Origin of the sequence: Variovorax monticola (genome assembly GCF_051216855.1) — a bacterium.
Lineage (GTDB): Bacteria > Pseudomonadota > Gammaproteobacteria > Burkholderiales > Burkholderiaceae_C > Variovorax.
This window is the reverse complement of the sequence record NZ_JBPJZP010000003.1, coordinates 470,579-488,212: the sequence shown is the minus strand read 5'-3', so window position 1 is coordinate 488,212 and position 17,634 is coordinate 470,579. Positions and strand designations below refer to the sequence as shown.

Annotated in this window: 18 protein-coding genes and 1 tRNA gene; 6 read left to right on the top strand and 13 right to left on the bottom strand. The window is 65.2% G+C overall.

Features of this window, described 5'->3' with window-relative positions; translation table 11 throughout:
• Window positions 1-70 precede the first annotated feature (70 nt).
• Window positions 71-883 (top strand): class I SAM-dependent methyltransferase, encoded by an 813-nt coding sequence (locus ACSFA5_RS13460; protein WP_435444537.1) that lies wholly within the window; start codon window positions 71-73, stop codon window positions 881-883.
• On the opposite strand, the gene ACSFA5_RS13455 is transcribed toward ACSFA5_RS13460, so the two are convergent.
• Together ACSFA5_RS13455 and ACSFA5_RS13450 are read right to left on the bottom strand one after the other, a co-directional pair.
• Window positions 864-1,691 (bottom strand): hypothetical protein, encoded by an 828-nt coding sequence (locus tag ACSFA5_RS13455; protein WP_435444536.1) that lies wholly within the window; start codon window positions 1,689-1,691, stop codon window positions 864-866. The genes ACSFA5_RS13460 and ACSFA5_RS13455 overlap by 20 nt on opposite strands.
• Before the next feature lie 265 nt (window positions 1,692-1,956).
• A complete protein-coding gene (locus ACSFA5_RS13450; RefSeq protein ID WP_435444535.1) occupies window positions 1,957-2,415 on the bottom strand; it encodes a DUF4431 domain-containing protein in 459 nt (152 codons plus the stop codon).
• Between the two features lie 267 nt (window positions 2,416-2,682).
• Between ACSFA5_RS13450 and ACSFA5_RS13445 the strand changes: the two genes are divergently transcribed.
• Window positions 2,683-2,955, top strand: a complete 273-nt coding sequence (locus ACSFA5_RS13445) for a hypothetical protein (RefSeq protein WP_435444534.1) — start codon at window positions 2,683-2,685, stop codon at window positions 2,953-2,955.
• 46 nt (window positions 2,956-3,001) lie between these two features.
• Here the strand turns inward: ACSFA5_RS13445 and ACSFA5_RS13440 are convergent, their stop codons facing one another.
• From ACSFA5_RS13440 to ACSFA5_RS13400, 9 genes are all read right to left on the bottom strand, one after another.
• On the bottom strand, window positions 3,002-3,202 hold the full coding sequence (locus tag ACSFA5_RS13440) for a DNA/RNA helicase domain-containing protein (RefSeq protein WP_435444533.1): 201 nt from the start codon (window positions 3,200-3,202) through the stop codon (window positions 3,002-3,004).
• A gap of 192 nt (window positions 3,203-3,394) precedes the next feature.
• Window positions 3,395-3,985 (bottom strand): PIN domain-containing protein, encoded by a 591-nt coding sequence (locus ACSFA5_RS13435; RefSeq protein ID WP_435444532.1) that lies wholly within the window; start codon window positions 3,983-3,985, stop codon window positions 3,395-3,397.
• Window positions 3,975-5,117, bottom strand: a complete 1,143-nt coding sequence (locus ACSFA5_RS13430) for an ImmA/IrrE family metallo-endopeptidase (RefSeq protein WP_435444531.1) — start codon at window positions 5,115-5,117, stop codon at window positions 3,975-3,977. The genes ACSFA5_RS13435 and ACSFA5_RS13430 overlap by 11 nt, the downstream gene beginning before the upstream one ends.
• Window positions 5,118-5,297: 180 nt before the next feature.
• Window positions 5,298-5,373: transfer RNA gene (locus ACSFA5_RS13425), tRNA-Thr, on the bottom strand.
• Window positions 5,374-5,398: 25 nt separating this feature from the next.
• Entirely contained in the window at window positions 5,399-6,412 is a 1,014-nt protein-coding gene (locus ACSFA5_RS13420) for a class 1 fructose-bisphosphatase (RefSeq protein WP_435444530.1), read from the bottom strand.
• A gap of 26 nt (window positions 6,413-6,438) precedes the next feature.
• Window positions 6,439-9,144: an aminopeptidase N gene (pepN, locus tag ACSFA5_RS13415; RefSeq protein WP_435444529.1), complete on the bottom strand. Its 2,706-nt coding sequence runs from the start codon at window positions 9,142-9,144 to the stop codon at window positions 6,439-6,441.
• Window positions 9,131-9,826 (bottom strand): HAD family hydrolase, encoded by a 696-nt coding sequence (locus ACSFA5_RS13410; protein ID WP_435444528.1) that lies wholly within the window; start codon window positions 9,824-9,826, stop codon window positions 9,131-9,133. The genes pepN and ACSFA5_RS13410 overlap by 14 nt, the downstream gene beginning before the upstream one ends.
• A 5-nt stretch (window positions 9,827-9,831) precedes the next feature.
• Window positions 9,832-10,936 (bottom strand): peptide chain release factor 2 gene (prfB, locus tag ACSFA5_RS13405; protein ID WP_435444527.1). Its coding sequence is split into 2 segments (ribosomal slippage): window positions 9,832-10,854 and window positions 10,856-10,936, totalling 1,104 coding nucleotides; the frame shifts between segments, so codons are not numbered across the junction.
• A gap of 130 nt (window positions 10,937-11,066) precedes the next feature.
• On the bottom strand, window positions 11,067-11,879 hold the full coding sequence (locus ACSFA5_RS13400; RefSeq protein ID WP_435444526.1) for a MetQ/NlpA family ABC transporter substrate-binding protein: 813 nt from the start codon (window positions 11,877-11,879) through the stop codon (window positions 11,067-11,069).
• A gap of 246 nt (window positions 11,880-12,125) precedes the next feature.
• Here ACSFA5_RS13400 and ACSFA5_RS13395 point away from each other — a divergent pair, with 246 nt between their 5' ends.
• Genes ACSFA5_RS13395 through ACSFA5_RS13380 form a run of 4 tightly spaced genes read left to right on the top strand, consistent with a single transcriptional unit; the run spans window position 12,126 to window position 14,909 of the window.
• Window positions 12,126-13,004: a methionine ABC transporter ATP-binding protein gene (locus tag ACSFA5_RS13395; protein WP_435444525.1), complete on the top strand. Its 879-nt coding sequence runs from the start codon at window positions 12,126-12,128 to the stop codon at window positions 13,002-13,004.
• Window positions 12,997-13,659, top strand: a complete 663-nt coding sequence (locus tag ACSFA5_RS13390) for a methionine ABC transporter permease (RefSeq protein WP_435444524.1) — start codon at window positions 12,997-12,999, stop codon at window positions 13,657-13,659. Before ACSFA5_RS13395 ends, ACSFA5_RS13390 begins: the two co-directional genes overlap by 8 nt.
• Window positions 13,660-13,693: 34 nt before the next feature.
• Window positions 13,694-14,521 (top strand): MetQ/NlpA family ABC transporter substrate-binding protein, encoded by an 828-nt coding sequence (locus ACSFA5_RS13385; protein ID WP_435444523.1) that lies wholly within the window; start codon window positions 13,694-13,696, stop codon window positions 14,519-14,521.
• A 37-nt stretch (window positions 14,522-14,558) separates the two neighbouring features.
• Entirely contained in the window at window positions 14,559-14,909 is a 351-nt protein-coding gene (locus tag ACSFA5_RS13380) for a hypothetical protein (RefSeq protein ID WP_435444522.1), read from the top strand.
• Between the two features lie 444 nt (window positions 14,910-15,353).
• On the opposite strand, the gene ACSFA5_RS13375 is transcribed toward ACSFA5_RS13380, so the two are convergent.
• Window positions 15,354-16,709 (bottom strand): LLM class flavin-dependent oxidoreductase, encoded by a 1,356-nt coding sequence (locus tag ACSFA5_RS13375; protein WP_435444521.1) that lies wholly within the window; start codon window positions 16,707-16,709, stop codon window positions 15,354-15,356.
• On the bottom strand, window positions 16,706-17,539 hold the full coding sequence (locus ACSFA5_RS13370) for a MetQ/NlpA family ABC transporter substrate-binding protein (RefSeq protein WP_435444520.1): 834 nt from the start codon (window positions 17,537-17,539) through the stop codon (window positions 16,706-16,708). Before ACSFA5_RS13370 ends, ACSFA5_RS13375 begins: the two co-directional genes overlap by 4 nt.
• Window positions 17,540-17,634: the final 95 nt, after the last annotated feature.

Genomic DNA, 17,634 nt, shown 5'->3' with positions numbered 1-17,634 from the left:
TATGCCCCCGGGCGCCCGAGGTCTACAGTCCGCCCACGTCCGCAGCTTCGCGGCCGGCATGGAGGGCTGCATGTCCACCGATCCGTTCGCAGAGTTCAAGAACCGGCAACGCCAGATGTGGTCGACCTTTGCGCCGACCGCCATGTTCACGCCGCCCGTGGCCGGCCACCTCGTGCGCTTCGCGCAGATTGCCAAGGGCGAGGCGGTGCTCGACGTGGGCACGGGCACGGGCGTCGTGGCCATCACCGCGGCGCGCCACGGCGCCAGGGTCACGGGGCTGGACCTCACGCCCGAGCTGCTCGAACTGGCGCGCGACAACGCCCGCATGTCCAGGCACGAAGACATCGTGTGGACCGAGGGCGATGCCGAGCAGCTGCCGTACCCCGACGCCTCGTTCGACGTGGTGCTGAGCCAGTTCGGCCACATGTTCGCGCCGCGTGCCGAAGTGGCCATTGCCGAGATGCGGCGCGTGCTCAAGCCCGGCGGGCGCGTGGCCTTCGCCACCTGGCCGCCCGAGCATTTCGTGGGGCGCATGTTCGCCTTCGTGGGCCGCAATTCGCCGCCGCCACCGGCAGGCGCATCGCCGCCGCCGCAATGGGGCAACCCGGCCGTGATCGCCGAGCGCCTGGGCCCGCATTTTGGGGCGCCCTTCTTCGAGCGCGGCACCATGAACTACCCGGCGCTGAGCATCGACCACTTCCGCATGTTCATGGAGCGCTCGATCGGCCCGATGCAGAAGCTCGTCGAAAGCCTTGCCGCCGATCCGCACAAGCTGGCCGCGCTGCGCGAAGAATTCGACGCGATGGCCGCGCCGTATTTCGTCGACAACGTCATGCACCAGAGCTACCTGCTCACGCGCGCCGCTACGCTGGCAGCGGCTTGACGGCCGGCTCGCGTATCGCCGTCCGCGCCAGCCGCCACGCCATGAACAGAAACACCAGCGGCAGCACGATGGTCTGCAGCACGAACAGCGCAATGAGCTTCACGATGCGCTCGGCCCAGTCGGAGGCCGACTTCAAGATCTGGTCGTAGGTGGCCTTCAGGTTGGGCAGCTTCGGCAGCCAGCGCTCGATGCGGTCGCGCCAGCCTTCCTGTGCCACGGGCGCCTCCTGCGTGGCGTCGACCACGGCGGTGGGCGACTTCTCGATGCCCGACAGCGCCACCTGGTAGTCGCCGGCCATGAACGCGCGATAGAGCCCTTCGTTCGCCACCGCGCTCAGCGGCACCGCGAAGCGCACCAGCAGCAGGCCGATCAGCAGCGACTGCAGCCAGCGCGGCGAGCGCCCCCGCCGCCAGCGCCACGCGACCCACGCCAGCGCCACGCCGCTGACCAGCCACGACATGAACTGGTGCGCGCCGATGTTCAGCAGCAGCAGCTGAATGCCGAACGACACGCTGGCCGCCAGCATGATGGCCGCGAACTGCTCGATGAGCTCGTTCAGCGGCTTCAGCGCCTGGCCCGGCGCAAAGCTCACACCGACGCCCCCCGGCGTGGCATCGACCTGCGTGCCCTGCGCCACCGACACCACCGCGCCCAGCGCGCGCGCGGCGGCGAAGGTGGTCAAGGCGCGCTTGAGCCCGTCGTTGACCTGCTCGCGCGCCGGTGTGTCGATGGGCGCGACCCAGCAACCGACGAGCACCACCAAGGCCACCAGCAGCAGGTAGATGCGCTGCAGCATCGGCTTGTTCACGGGGCGCATTTCTTGCCCGTCGAATGAACGAGAGCCGCACTGGCGATGCGATGAAAGAAGGTCTTTGGCATGGGCATGGCATGGGCATGTGTGAGGGGCGTTGCTGCTGCGGAAGCTCGCATTCTCGGCGCGAGGGCTGCGAAAAGAACCGGCACGACTTCGCCAGGCCGATCTGGCAGCCCGCATCGCCATCACGGTGCACAACTGCCGCTGGCGCCTCGGCCTGGCGCAGCGCGAGGCCAGGTACCAGGCGCTCTGCACGGCGCTACTTGCCGGGCGTGATCGACACAGGAGAGACCAGCACGCTCGTCTGGTGGTTGCCGTTGTCCGCGTGAAAGAGCGTGCCGGTGACCTTCACCGGCTTTCCCTTCAGGCGCTTGAACGCCGCCATGTTCTTGTCGTCGAGCGCCATGTGCAGCAGCACCACGCCTTGTTCGGCGGGCCAGTCGCGCGGCTCGTCTTGCGGAACGGCGATCGGCTGGCTGAGCCGGATCGCCGGGAACTTGAGCTTCGCGCCGTCGGGTGTCATGCCGCCGCCGGAGACCAGCGTGCCTTGCAGCGTGACGATGGCGGGGTCGTAGGGCAGGGTCTTCGCGGCCGCGAGCGAGGCGGTGAGCGCGAAGGCGAGGGCGATGCCTGCGGCGAATGTGAAAGTGGCATGCCTGCGCGCGGAGCAGGCCGGTGGGCGAGACGTGATGAGGGGGGTGATGTGCGGGTCTTGCATGTCGATTTCTCGTTGCCGAAGACGGCCATTTCAATTTGGTTTCTGGATGCGGGCAAATTGCGCGGATGCGAATTTGTTCACCGCGCCGAGGCTTCCCATGCGGCGCTTCTCTCCCTACATTTGATGACCGCCGCGCCTCACGGCGGGACATCGAAGCACACCGCGGCGATGTCGATGTGAGGCACAAAAGGCGACGGCCAAGGTGCGCTAACACCATGACCGTCTGACCACTCAACGTGCAGTAACTTTCGAAAGCAAGCACATCAAATGGCTGATCAAATTATCGCCGGGCACAACACGCCCTCATCCGACGACACCCCCCACGGGCCGGACGCGTTGGACATTCTTGAGAACAAGTTGACCCAAATGCAATCTCTGCTGAGTTGCTGCTACGGGGACTGGAGCGAGTGGTTCGAAGGAATAGGGGAGCGGCACCGGGACAACATCATGTGGATCGCGTCCGATCTGGCGAACGACATCGCACGGCTTGCCCAGGAGCTTGTGAGAAAGCTCAACGCGATGGATCAGCCACGAGCCTGAGCGAAACCATCAGCCGGCGAGCCTTGCCGCCCGCCGCTGATGTTCTTCATAGCTCGACGACCGCAGCAAGCGCACCGGGTGACAGCCGGTCTCGAAAGTAGCTCGCGGTCTCTTCGTCGCTGCAGTAGACGTAACACCCTTTCATGCCGCGCGTCATCAGCGTGCGGTAGGTGTTCTTGATGATGCGGCCCGCTTCTGCAGCGGCGCTTTTTGGCCTCGGCCTTGAGCCAAACCATGAGCTGCGCACTCGATGGCCCGGAATGCCGTTGCTTCGTCACGCCGTCTCTTTAGTGCAAGGCCATCTGATACGCCTTGTGGGGATGCGCCAAAGGCGGGTACGAAAGCGGGGAGCTACCGCCGAAGGTACTGGCTGAAGCATTGGCAAGCGGGTCTCGTCGCAGCGCGACCTCGCCTGACATCGGCCGAAGTTTTTTCGGGACTACACATCACCAGCTCGCGGTTGACTGTTCAGTTTGCATTCGAGCGCCATGATGTATGCGCGTTGAAGATGAGGAGCAAGGTCTTGATCCAGTGCCACATGCTGCTCGATCACGATTGCCGTGTCAGAGTCACCGAGGCGGCCAATGAAGATCAGCCACGAAAGCAGGTGCGGAGTCGTCTGAACCAGTGCGTGCCCGGCGTCGGAGGCCAGCCTGCGAGCCTTTTGGTCATCGGTGAGGACCGCCTGCCGAATCTTCATGGCGAAAGCGATCGACGACAGCTCTCCCTTGCCCAAGCGCTTCCGCCGCTCCAGCACATCCACCGCCTGCAGGTCATCAATCGAGCAGGCATGCGACTTAAATGCCCCACGGCTTTGCTCTGCAATCAGCCGGGACATGAGCGTTTGGCCTGCCGCGTCGGGGGCGGTTCGAGGCTTGACCAGACACTCGTAGCGGACGAAGTCCGTGATGCAGAACTCGCACCGAGCTTCCTTGGAGGCGTTGTAGAGGCGCAAGGAGGACAGAACATTCCACACGGCGCAGGTGTCGACCACGTTGACTAGGTGGAACTTTGACGGGTCAATGGGCATTCAAACTCCGTCCGTACAGCGAGGCCAGACTGGCGAGTTCGGCCCGGCTGCTTAACAACGCCTCCGATAAGCGCCCCACGCTGATGACCCCCTCCTTCAAGGCATCGAAGCACAACCCTACATAGAAGTCCGACAAGCCGAGTTGAAGCAAGTGAGCCTTGCGTTCGCGCTGAGCGGCGCTCAGGCCCTCCGGTAACTCGGGGTCGAGCTTGGCATCTTTGGGCACCCTCAAACGCTGAATCTGTTGGCTACGCTCCTCGTTGACGAGATTCGCTGCACGCAGCGCGATTCCGAGCGCGTGACAACTAACGCGCAGTTTGTTGGCCCAGTCGATTGCAACTGCGTCAGTCCATTGGCTCGGAGACGGCAGCCCAGCCAGGAACGCGGGCGGCATGAGGAAGCAGGAAGCAAAGCGGTTCGCCCGCACCTCGCGTAAATCCCCTCCGCTTGACCTCTCGTACGTCACGCTCGCAACTTGGTCTGCGTCGAAAATCGCGTGGGCCATCTCGTGCGCCGCGCTGAAGCGCTGGCGGTAGATGTCCTCGCTGTAGTTCACAAGCGCGCACTTGCCCGCGACGGGGTGCTTGACGAACAAGCCGGAGATGTTGGAATTGCCCAAACGCCGTCGAAAAAGGTGAACTCCGGCCTTGCGAATCTCTGCATACACGTCGTGTGGAACCTCTCTGTCACTGTAGCCGTGCGCCGTTCGTAGAGCGCGGGCAGCCTCTTCACCGTGCGCCTTCATGAAGGTGCCCGTAGGCGAAAACACGAACTCAGCACGAGAGCGCCCCAACTCCGCCAGCAAGAACCCCTCCGTTTCGCACAGGTACAGGAACTCCTGCACCGCTCGCCTATCGCTCTTGGTGAAGTCCTGGCCGTGCGCACGGTAGAGCGTCTCGGTCTGTTCAAAGGGGGCGACTCGTTCGTTCGAGATAAAGAACTTGAAGTCGCACTGAAAGTGATCAGCGAGGATCAAGACCTCATCGCCAGTCGGCTCCACGGTCCCGGCCTCGATCGAGGCGAGCCGGATAGGCTCGATGCCCGTTAACGCGGCCACCTCAGCGGTGGTCTCTTTAAGCTGGCCCCGATACTTGACCAGCTTCGCGCCTAGCAATGAAAGGTTGATGCCCATAAGCGCGATCATAGGTCTCGCTTTGCGGCGTGTTCGAACCGAAGCGGACGCTTTGCCGGCTGGGCGGACAACTATGCGCACATACGCGGGAAACGCTGAACTGCCTATATAGCGGCTACATGGCGTCAAAAAGCAAAAAAGCCCGCTATCTTTTTGATAGCGGGCTTTCTTAACTGCGATTGGTGCCGGAGAGATGAATCGAACACCCGACCTTCTCATTACGAATGAGCTGCTCTACCGACTGAGCTACACCGGCGAAGCCTCAGATTATAGCCAACAAATCACGCCTTCTCGGCGTGGTACTGCGTCAAACGCTCAACTTCGTTACGCGAACCTAACAGCACGCTCACGCGCTCGTGCAGTTTCGTGGGCTGCAGGTCAAGAATGCGCTGCTTGCCGTTGGTGGCGGCGCCGCCGGCCTGCTCGACCAGCCAGCTCATGGGGTTGGCCTCGTACATCAGGCGCAGCTTGCCGGCCTTCTCGGGCTCGCGCTTGTCCCACGGGTACATGAACACGCCGCCGCGCATCAGGATGCGGTGCACGTCGGCCACCATGCTGGCAATCCAGCGCATGTTGAAGTCCTTGCCGCGCGGGCCTTCCTTGCCGGCCAGGCACTCGTCGATGTAGCGCTTCACGGGCTCGTCCCAGTGGCGCATGTTGCTCATGTTGATGGCAAATTCCTTGGTGTCGGCCGGAATCTGGATGTCTTCCTGCGTGAGCACGAAGCTGCCTTGCTCGCGGTCGAGCGTGAACATGGCCACGCCGTTGCCCACGGTCAGCACCAGGGTGGTCTGCGGGCCGTAGATGCAGTAGCCGGCGGCCACCTGCTGGGTGCCGGGCTGCAGAAAGTCGCTTTCCCGCACGCCGGGATGGTCGTCGGGCTTCTTCAGCACGCTGAAGATGGTGCCGATGCTCACGTTCACGTCGATGTTGCTGCTGCCGTCCAGCGGGTCGAACATCAACAGGTATTCGCCCTGCGGGTAGCGGTTGGGCACCACGTGGATGGTTTCCATCTCCTCGCTGGCCATGGCCGCCAGGTGGCCGCCCCATTCGTTGGCCTCGATGAGCACTTCGTTGGCAATGATGTCCAGCTTCTTCTGGATCTCGCCCTGCACGTTCTCGCTTTCGGCCGTGCCCAGCACGCCGCCCAGCGCGCCCTTGTTCACGGCCTGGCTGATGCTCTTGCAGGCGCGGGCCACCACTTCGAGCAGCAGGCGCAGCTGGCCCGGAATGAGGCCGCCGGCGCGCTGTTGTTCGACGAGGTAGCGGGTGAGGGAAATCTTTTGTTGAGCCATATGCTTTCTGTTCTTCAGTCTCTTGCTTAGTTGCCGGCCAGGGCGCGGGTCACGACTTCATGCGTGTCCTTGCTCAGGTCGGGCTTGGCAGCAATGCGTGCGATGGCTTCGCGTGCGGCGCTGCGGTAGGGCTCGGCCAGCTTGCTCCAGCGGTCGAGCGCGCGCGCAAGGCGGGCCGCCACCTGGGGGTTGATGGCGTCCAGCTCTATCACGCGCTCGCTCCAGAACACGTAGCCGGCCGCGTCGGGGCGGTGGAACGCACCGGGGTTGGCGCTGCAGAACGCGAAGATCACGCTGCGCGCGCGGTTGGGGTTTTTCAGCGAAAAGTCGGGGTGCTTCATCAGCTGCTTCACCAGCGGCAGGATGTCGCCGCCCCGGTCGCTGGCGCCGGCCTGCAGCGAGAACCACTTGTCGATGACCAGCGCCTCGTCCTTGAAGATGGCATGAAAGCGCGCGAGCGCCGGTGCCGCCAGGCTGTGGCCCGACGACACGAGCGCGTTGAGCGCGTTGAAGCGGTCGGTCATGTTGCCCGCGTCCTTGAAGCGCTGCAGCGTCTTGCCCGGCCACACCGCGTCGCCAGAGGCGCGCGCCGCCAGGCACAGGAAGTTCAGCGCCATGCCGGCCAGCGCGCGGCGGCCCGACGACTTGGGGTCGGGGCTGTAGGCGCCGGTGTCCTTGTTGTCTTCGTACACCTGCTCCCAGTCGGCGAAGAGGGCGGTGGCCAGCTGGGCGCGCATGGCTTCGCGTACCCCGTGCACGCGCTGCGGGTCGACCACGTCGAGCTGCTCGGCAATGTAGGTCTCCGACGGCAGCGTGAGCACCAGTTCCTTGAAGGCGGCGTCGAGCTGCGGGTTGGCCAGCACGCTGCGCATGGCGCCGATGTAGGCGTCGTTCAGCACCGGGGCGGTGTCGGTGGCCGGGGCGGCAATGCCTTGCAGCGCGGCGCGCAGGCCCAGGCGCTGGCCGGCTTCCCAGCGGTTGAACGGGTCGGGGTCGTTGGCCAGCAGGGTCAGCAGCTGGGCGTCGGTGTACGCAAAGTCGAGCACCACCGGCGCGCTGAAGCCACGCAGGATGGAAGGCACGGGCTCGGCGTCCAGGCCGACGAAGGTAATCTGTTCACCGGCGCGCGACAGCACCAGGGTGCGTGTGCCGCGGGTGACTTCGCTTTCGCCTTCGAGCTGCAGCGGCAGCTCGCGGCCGGCTGCGTCGAGCAGGCCCACGTTCAGCGGAATGACGAAGGGTTCCTTGGTCGGCTGGCCGGGGGTGGGCGGGCAGCTTTGCACCACGCTCAGGGTGTAGCTGCGGTTCTGCGCGTCGTACACGCCGTGCGCGGCCAGGCGGGGCGTGCCGGCCTGGCTGTACCAGCGCTTGAACTGGGGCAGCAGGCGGGCCAGTTCCGATTCGGGGTTGGCGTCGGCAATGGCCTGCGCGAAGTCGTCGCAGGTCACGGCCTGACCGTCGAAGCGTTCGAAGTAGAGCGTGATGCCCTTCTCGAAGCCCTTGCGCCCGACCAGCGTCTGCATCATGCGGACGACTTCGGCGCCCTTTTCGTAGATGGTGACGGTGTAGAAGTTGCTGATCTCGATGTAGCTGTCGGGCCGCACCGGGTGGGCCATGGGGCCCGCGTCTTCGGGGAACTGGGACGTGCGCAACACGCGCACGTCTTCGATGCGCTTCACGGCGCGGGCCGAGGCGTCGGCGCACAGGTCCTGGCTGAACTCCTGGTCGCGGAAGACGGTGAGGCCTTCTTTCAGCGACAGCTGGAACCAGTCGCGGCAGGTCACGCGGTCGCCGCTCCAGTTGTGGAAGTACTCGTGGCCGACCACGCTTTCGATGTTGCTGTAGTCGGCGTCGGTGGCGGTGGCCTGGTTGGCCAGAACGTACTTCGTGTTGAAGATGTTCAGGCCCTTGTTCTCCATGGCGCCCATGTTGAAGTCGCTGGTCGCCACGATCATGAAGCGGTCCAGGTCCAGCGGCAGGCCGAAGCGGGCCTCGTCCCACAGCACGGAGTTGATGAGCGAATTCATCGCGTGCTCGGTCTTGTCGAGGTCGCCGGCGCGCACGTACACCTGCAGCAGGTGGTCGCGGCCGTTGCGCGCCTTGATGCGCTGCTCGCGCGCCACCAGCTTGCCCGCCACCAGGGCGAACAGGTAGGCGGGTTTCTTGAAGGGGTCGACCCACTTGGCGAAGTGGCGGCCCTCGGGCAGCTCACCCTGGTCGACCAGGTTGCCGTTGGACAGCAGCACCGGGTACGCGGCCTTGGCGGCGCGCAGCGTGACGGTGTACATCGCCATCACGTCCGGGCGGTCCAGGAAATAGGTGATGCGGCGGAAGCCCTCGGCCTCGCACTGCGTGAAGAAGGTGTCCTCGCTCACGAACAGGCCCATCAGCTTGGTGTTCTTGACGGGGCAGCAGGTGGTGAAGATCTCGAGCTCGAAGGCTCCTTCTTCCGCGGACGGCAGGCCGTCCAGGACGAGCTGGTCGCCTTCCATGCGGAACGACGCGCCCTGGCCGTTGACCAGCACGCGCGCCAGGTTCAGCTCGTCGCCGTCCAGGCGCAGCGGCTGCGCCGGCACCTCGGGGTTGCGGCGCATCTGCATGCGGTTGAGCACGCGGGTCTTGGCGGGGTCGAGGTCGAAGGTGAGGTCGACGGTGTCGATCCAGTACGCCGGGGCGGCATAGTCTTCGCGGCGAATGGCAATCGGTTGCCCTTGAGCGTCACGCAGCATCATCGAGTGTCTCCAGAAATTTCGAGTGGGCGAGTTCGTCGTAGTCGCGAACCGCGGCAATCACATGGGGGCCGGCAAGCTCGGCGGCGGTATGGGTGCTGCACACGGCCACGGCACGCATGCCGCCGCGGCGCGCGGCCTCGATGCCGAAGGGGGCGTCCTCGAAGACGATGCAGCGTTGGGGCGCAATGCCGATGCGCCGCGCGGCTTCCAGGAAGATGGCGGGTGTGGGCTTGCCGCTGAAGCCTTCGTCGCCGCCCACGATGGCCAGCGGCAACGGCTCCATCTTCAGGCGCGACATGGCGAACTCGATGTTGTGCCTGTCGCCGGCCGTGCCCACCGCCACCTTGAGCCCGCGCGCAACGGCCGCCCTGGCAAAGGCGGTGAAGCCCGCCACTTCGGTGAAGTTGTCGCTGAACATGGCGCGGTAGATTTCTTCCTTCTCGTGCACCAGGGCCTGGCACTCGTCGTCGGAAAGTTCTCGCTCGAACAGCTCGCGCATGCACTCGGTGCCGGTGCGGCCCGTGGTGCGCGCGAGGATGTCGCTCACGTCGAGTTTCAGGCCGTGGCGTTCCACGAACTCGACCCACGAGCGCGCATGCCAGGGCATGGAGTCGATCATGGTGCCGTCCATGTCGAAGATGAAGGCTTCGACCTTGCCGTGTTTCGGGCTCGTGAGGCTCATTCGGTTTACACGCCTTGCTTCAAAGAGGCTTCGATGAACACATCGAGGTCGCCGTCCAGCACCTTCTGCGTGGCCGAGACTTCGACGTTGGTCCGCAGGTCCTTGATGCGGCTGTTGTCCAGCACGTAGCTGCGGATCTGGTGGCCCCAGCCCACGTCGGTCTTGCTGTCCTCGAGCTTTTGCTGCTCTTCCTGGCGCTTGCGCATCTCGAAGTCGTACAGCCGCGAGCGCAGGCGCTTCCACGCCACGTCGCGGTTGCTGTGCTGGCTTCGGCCGTCCTGGCACTGCACGACGATGCCGGTCGGAATGTGCGTGAGGCGCACGGCCGAGTCGGTCTTGTTGATGTGCTGGCCGCCCGCGCCGCTGGCACGGAAGGTGTCGGTGCGCACGTCGGAAGGGTTGATGTCGATCTCGATCGAATCGTCGATTTCCGGGTACACGAAGATGCTGGCAAAGCTGGTGTGGCGCCCGCCCGACGAGTCGAACGGCGACTTGCGCACCAGGCGGTGCACGCCGGTCTCGGTGCGCAGCAAGCCGAAGGCATAGTCGCCCTCGACCTTGATGGTCGCGCCCTTGATGCCGGCGGTGTCGCCCGGGGTTTCGTCTTCGATCTGCGTCTTGAAGCCCTTGCGCTCGGCGTACTTCAGGTACTGGCGCAGCAGCATGCTGGCCCAGTCGCAAGCCTCGGTGCCACCGGCGCCGGCCTGGATGTCGACAAAAGCGTTGAGCGGGTCGGCCGGGTTGTTGAACATCCGGCGGAATTCGAGCTGCTTGATGTCGGCTTCGAGCGTGTCGGCGTCGTCGGAAATGGCCTGCAGGCCGTCCATGTCGCCGTCGGCCTTCGACATTTCGAAGAGCTCGGTGTTGTCGGACAGGCCGTTGGTGAGCTTGTCGAGCGTGACGACCACGTCGTCGAGCGACTTCTTCTCTTTACCTAGTTCCTGGGCCTTCTTGGGGTCGTTCCAGACGTTCGGATCTTCGAGCGATGCGTTGACTGTCCTCAGTCGTTCAGCTTTGGCATCGTAGTCAAAGATACCTCCGTAAATCGACCGTGCGGACGCTCAGGTCCGCGAGCATTGCGCCGATTTGGTTGATTTGTTCTGCGTCCATGGGGTGTCCTGACTGTGGAGGTTGGTGTTCGGGGGAACCCGACATTTTCTCACGGTCCGCGAACCCGCCTGGAAGCGCCCCTTTATTGTTCCTTCCCCCTCTGGAGGAAGGAGAAAGCCAAAGACCGGACTCAGAACGCCGGAACCAGCGACCCCTTGAACTGCGTCTCGATGAAGCTCTTCACCTCGGGCGACTGGTAAGCCGCGACCATGCGCTTGGCCCAGGGCTTGTCCTTGTCGGCGCGGCGCACGGCGATGATGTTGGCGTAGGGGCCCTTGGGGGCTTCCTTGATCACGGCGTCCTTCTCGAGTGTGAGGCCGGCTTTTCCGGCGTAGTCGTTGTTGATGGCGGCAATGGTCAGGTCGTCCAGCGAGCGCGGCAGCTGGGCGGCGTCCAGCGCCACCAGCTTCAGCTTCTTGGGGTTGCTCACCACGTCCAGCGGGGTGGCGGTGTTGTTCTTCACGGCCTCGGGCTTCAGCGTGATCAGGCCGGCCTGCTGCAGCAGCAGCAAGGCGCGGTTGCCGTTCGACGGGTCGTTCTGGATGCCGACGGCGGCGCCGTCGGGCAGTTGGTCGATCGACTTGAGCTTGCGCGAATAGAAGCCCAGCGGCGCGGTGATGGTCAGGCCCACGGGCACGATGTCGAAGCCGCGCGACTTGTTCTGGTTGTCCAGGAAGGGCTGGTGCTGGAAGGCGTTGGCGTCCAGGTCGCCCGAAGCCAGGGCCGCGTTGGGCAGCTGGTAGTCGTTGAACACCACGAGCTGGATGGTCAGGCCGTCCTTGGCGGCAACCTTCTTGACCACTTCGAAGATCTGCTCGCCGCTGCCGACGGACACGCCGACCTTCAGGGTGTTCTTGTCTTGCGCAAAGGCGGCGCTGCCGGAGAAAAGAGCGGCCGCCAGGGTGGCGACAAGGGCGGTGCGGCGACGGAAAGTGGTGTGCATGGTGGCGCTGAAAAAACAGAAAGCAAAAAATGAAGGCGCGAATGTGACAGGGCGTGACGCGTTTGGGAACGAACGAATAGGCATATCGATATGGCGTGCATGGTCCGCGCTCGGGTTTCGATATGCACATTGCGATATAAACACCCTCCTTTTTCGTCGTTCCCTTTTGCCGCTTTTGTTTTCATACTCGGCACCTTTTTCGCGAACCTTCGCGTACGGCTTTCTCGCCGGACGCGCTTCTTCCCAATGAGCCATCCTTCGTCCGACGCGGGCCGCGACAGCGCGGCGCCCGTCATCCGTCTTCAATCCGTGCAGAAGTCATTCGCACTGCCCAGCGGCGAGGTGTTCGACGCCGTGCAGTCGCTGTCGCTCGAGATCCACCAGGGCGACGTGTTCGGCCTGATCGGCAAGAGCGGCGCGGGCAAGTCGACGCTGCTGCGCCTCATCAACCTGCTGGAGCGGCCCGATTCGGGCCAGGTGCTGGTGGGCGGGCGCGACCTGACCACGCTCTCGCGCCGCGAACTGCGCGACACGCGCCAGAACATCGGCATGATCTTTCAGCAGTTCAACCTGCTGCAGAACGCCACGGTGTTCGACAACGTGGCCTTTCCGCTGAAGATCCACGGCCGCCATTCCAAGGCCGAGATCGACACACGGGTGCGCGAGTGCCTCGACCTGGTCGGCCTGGCCGAGAAGATCGACACCTACCCGGCGCAACTCTCGGGTGGGCAGAAGCAGCGCGTGGCCATTGCCCGCGCGCTGGCGCCGCGCCCGCAGGTGCTGCTGTGCGACGAGCCCACCTCGGCGCTCGACTCCGAAACCACGCGCTCGCTGCTGGAAACGCTGCGCGACATCAACCAGAAGATCGGCGTGACCATCGTCATCGTCACGCACGAGCTGTCGGTGGTCGAGGTGCTGTGCCGCAACGTGGCCATTCTGGAGAAGGGCCGGCTGGTGGAGCAGTTCGCCGTCGAAGACGCGCCCAAGGCCGAGCGCCAGACCGCGCTGGGCCGCGAAATCGACGAGCTGGTGCGCCGCCGTGAAAGAGATGCGCGCGAGTCGCGCGAAGCTGCGGCCCTGCGCGGCGCGCCGGACCTTCAGGCCAAGGAGCCCGCTTATGTTTGAGAACATCGCCCCCATCCTCCCCGAGCTGTGGATCGCCACCGGCCAGACTTTCATGATGCTGGCCATCGGCCTGACGGCCGCGGTGCTCATCGGCGGGCCGCTGGGCATCCTGCTGTTCCTGCTGGGCCCAGGCCAGTCGCTGGAGAACAAGCCCGCGTTCCTGGTGCTCAACTGGATCGTGAACACGGTGCGTTCCTTTCCTTTCATCATCCTGCTGGTGGCGCTGGTGCCGTTCACGCGGGTGATCGCGGGCACCTCGATCGGGCCGCTAGCCGCGGCGGTGCCGCTGTCGTTCGCCGCCATTCCGTACCTGGCGCGCCTGGTCGACCAGTGCCTGCGCGAAGTGCCGCGCGGCGTGATCGAGGCGGCGCATGCCATGGGCGCCTCGGAGCTGCAGATCGTCTGGCGCGTGCTGCTGGTGGAGGCCCGCTCGGGCCTGGTGCTGGCGCTGACGGTGCTGGCCGTGAGCTTTCTGTCTTACTCGGCGGTGGCCGGCGTGGTGGGCGGCGGTGGCATCGGCGACCTGGCCATCCGCTACGGCTACTACCGTTTCCAGACCGATGTGATGGTGCTCACCGTGGCGCTGCTGGTGGTGCTGGTACAGATCCTGCAGTTCGTGGGCAACACCACGGCACGCAGGCTGGACAAGCGTTGATCTTTTTTCCTCTCTAGATATTTCTCTCCATCTCATGAAGACCGTTTTCCTGCGCCGTTCCGTTCTTGCCCTCTCGCTGGCTGCGTTGTCGTTCGGCGGCCTCTCGCTGCAGGCCCATGCGCAAGACCCCGCCAAGAAGAACCTGGTGATCGGCGGCACCGCCGGCTCCAACACCGACCAACTCAAGCAAGGCATCGTGCCCCTGCTCGAGAAGAAGGGCTACACCGTGAAGGTGGTCGAGTTCAACGACTACGTGCAGCCCAACCTGGCGCTGGCCCAGGGCTCGCTCGACGCCAATTTCTTCCAGCACCAGGTCTACCTGAAGAAGTTCGCCGCCGACCAGAAGCTGGACATCACCGAGCTGGTGCAGGGCCCGATCGCGCCCATGGGCGTGTACTCGACCAAGCGCAAGACGCTGGCCGAAGCCAAGGAAGGCGACCGCGTGACGCTGCCGAACGATCCGAGCAACCTGGCGCGCGCGCTGGTGCTGCTGGAGCAGAACAAGCTGGTCACCATCAAGGCCGGCGTGGACCCGATCCGTGCGTCTGAAAAGGACGTGGCCGAGAACCCGAAGAAGCTGAAGTTCATCCCGCTGGAAGCCGCGCAGCTGCCGCGCTCGCTGGGCGACACCGAGTACGCCATCGTCAACGGCAACTTCGCGATCTCGTCGGGCCTGAAGCTCACCGACGCCGTGGTGCTCGAGAAGACGCCCGACTACTACCTGAATGTGGTCGCCGTGAAGACGGCCGACAAGAACACGCAGTGGGCCAAGGACATCACCGAGGCCTACCGTTCGAAGGAATTCAAGGCCGTGGTCGACAGCAAGTTCCAGGGCTACGCCAAGCCCAGCTTCCTGCAATAACGCTTTCTTTCTCTTTTCCTGACAAAGGATGCTCCCCATGCCCGTTCTGGCCGTATTCGATGCCCAAGGAAGCTGGCGCGACACCCACGTGTGCGACGGCTGGATCACCGAACATCTGGCCGGGCAGGGCGTGAGCTGGGGGCGAGGCAAGAAGAAGGGGCAGCAGGTGCTCGACAGCGCCGGCCTGTTCTATCTGCCGGTGACTGATGGCTATCTGGGGCTGTTGGTGGAGGCCGGCGAGTGGGTGTCGGTGCCGTCTGGCAAGCCGCATTTCTTCGATGCCGGTGAGGCGCAGTCTTTCGACGCCTTGCCTGCTTCGTTGCCTCTGTTCGGAGCCTTTGTCGAGGAAGTTCTGTCCATGACTGGGAACGACGCCGACGACGATTGAAGCAGGGCCGCCCTTCGTATGTATTGCTCCTTCCCCCTGTGGGGGAAGGCTGGGATGGGGGCTAGCGGCGCTTGCAAAAGCCCTGCGTTCGCGAAGGCCGCGTGCCCCCACCCCAACCCTCCCCCGGGAGGGGAGGGAGAAAGACAAAAACCGGCGCTCCAGGCCCCGTGTTGCTCCTTCCCCTTCCGGGGGAAGGCTGGGATGGGGGCACGACGGCACCTGCATAAGCCGTGCATGCGCGAAGGCCGCGAGCCCCCACCCCGACCCTCCCCCAGCGGGGGAGGGAGAAAGACAAAAACCAGCGCTCCGGACCCCGTGTTGCTCCTTCCCCTTCCGGGGGAAGGCTGGGATGGGGGCACGACGGCGCTTGCAAAAGCCGTGCATGCGTGAAGGCCGCATGCCCCCACCCCGGCCCTCCCCCAGCGGGGGAGGGAGAAACACAAGTCAAGCCGCCAGCCGATGCGCCACTCGCCCACCGGGCCGTGCCAGCCCGAGGTGATCGCGCAACGTGCGCCCTTCGTACTCCGTGCGGAAGAGCCCGCGCTTCTGCAGGATCGGCACCACGCCGTCGACAAAGTCCTGCAGCCCATGCGGCAGCGCATCGGGCATCAGGTTGAACCCGTCCGCCGCACCGGCCTTGAACCAGTGTTCGATGTCGTCCGCGATCTGCTCCGGCGTGCCCACGATCACGCGGTGTCCGCCGCCGCCCGCCAGTTCGCGAATCAGTTGCCGCACCGTGTAGCCATGGGTACGGCCTGCCGCCACCACCGCGTTGAAAAACGTGTGGTTGCCGTTGCCATTGCCGGGCAAGGGCAGGTCGTCAGGCAGGCGTTCGTCGAGCTTCAGCCGGTCGGGCGTGATGCCCAGCGTGCCGGCGATGCGCGTGAGGCTGTATTCCCACGGAATCAGGTCGACCAGCTCGTCGCGGCGGCGGCGCGCTTCAGCCTCCGTGCTGCCGACGATGGTGGTCAGGCCCGCAAGCACCTTCACCGCGTCGGGGCCGCGGCCCAGTTCGGCCGCGCGGGTCTTCAGCGCGCGCGCGTACGCCAGCGATTCCTCGAACGACTGCGAGGCCGAGAACACCGCCTCCGCATGGCGCGAGGCCAATTCGCGCCCGTCGGCCGAGGCGCCGGCCTGCACCAGCACCGGATGGCCCTGCGGCGCGCGCGGCAGGTTCAGCGGGCCCTGCACCGCGAAGTGCTCGCCGCGGTGCGCAATGGCGTGCACCTTGGCCGGGTCGATGAAGCGGCCCGTGGCCTTGTCGCCGATGAAGGCGTCGTCTTCCCAGCTGTCCCACAGCGCCTTCACGATGTCGGTGAACTCCGAGGCGCGCGCGTAGCGCTTCGCATGGTCGGGCGTGGCGTCCAGCCCGAAGTTGCGCGCCGAGGGCAGGTCGGCCGTGGTCACCACGTTCCAGCCCGCGCGGCCGCCGCTCACATGGTCGAGCGTGGCGAAGCGGCGGGCGATGTTGTAGGGCTCGTTGTAGCTGGTCGACGCGGTCGCGATCAGGCCGATGTGCGTCGTGGCCGCGGCCACGCAGGCCAGCAGGATGGTCGGCTCCAGCGCGGTGATCGGGCGGAAGTGGACCTGGTCGACGATGGCCGCGTTGTCCGCGAGGAACACCGCGTCGAGCTTGCCCGCCTCGGCGATCTGCGCCGTGCGGATGTAGTGCTGGATGTCGGCAAAGGCCCACGGGTCGCTCTCGGGCAGGCGCCAGGCCGAGGGCACGAAGCCCGAATGCAGGATGTTGACGTTCAGGTGCAGCTGGCGCGGCTTGGGATTGTGGTTCGAAGCGCTCATTGGGCGAAGTAGTCGGGCAGGCGGTAGCCGGCCCAGGTCGGGTTGGCCTTGAAGAAGCGCTGGAACTCGGGCGACTGGTAGGCGGCGGCGATGTCTTTGGCGAACTTCGCGTTCTCGTTGCCGCGCTTGACGGCCACCACGTTCACGTAGGGCAGGGTCATGTCTTCGAGCTTCAGCGCTTCGGTGAGCTTCAGGCCCGAGGCCACGGCAAAGTTGCCTTGCACGGCGGCGATGTCGCTGTCGGCCAGCGAACGCGGTGCCTGCGCGGCGTCCAGCGGCACCAGCTTCAGGCGCTTGGGGTTGTTGACCACGTCGCGCTCCGACACGGCGAGCGGGCTCACCCCCTGCTTGAGCGTGACCCAGCCGACGGCCGCCAGGATGTTGAGCGCGCGCGCCGCGTTCACCGGGTCGGCGGGCAGCGTGACGGTGGCGCCGTCGGGCACCGCGTCGAGCGACTTGTGGCGCTGCGAGTACAGGCCCATGGGCGGCGTGGGCACCTGCACCACAGGCACCAGGTCGAAGCCTTGCTGCTTGTTGGTGGCGTTGAGGTACAGCGTGTGCTGGAAGATGTTGGCGTCGATCTGCCCGCGCTCCACCGCGTCGTTGGGCTGCACGCCCTGGCTGAACTCGACGTACTTGACGGTGTAGCCCAGCTTCTTCAGCTGGGGCTCGATGCCGTTGGTGAAGGCGTCGCGGTAGGGGCCGGGCATGAAGCCCACGCGCAGGTCGGCGGCCTGGGCGGACACGTGGAGCAGCAGGCCGAGGGCAAGGCCGCCCAGCAAAGGCACGGACCAGCGCGCCAGCAAGGGCGCGCGCGAAGAAATACGCATGACAGGCAACTCCGGGGAGGCAGGGGAGCTGCGCACTCTAGGGCGCGGTGCCTGCGCCGCGAACGAAGATTCGCGCGCTTGGATATCCGCTCGCC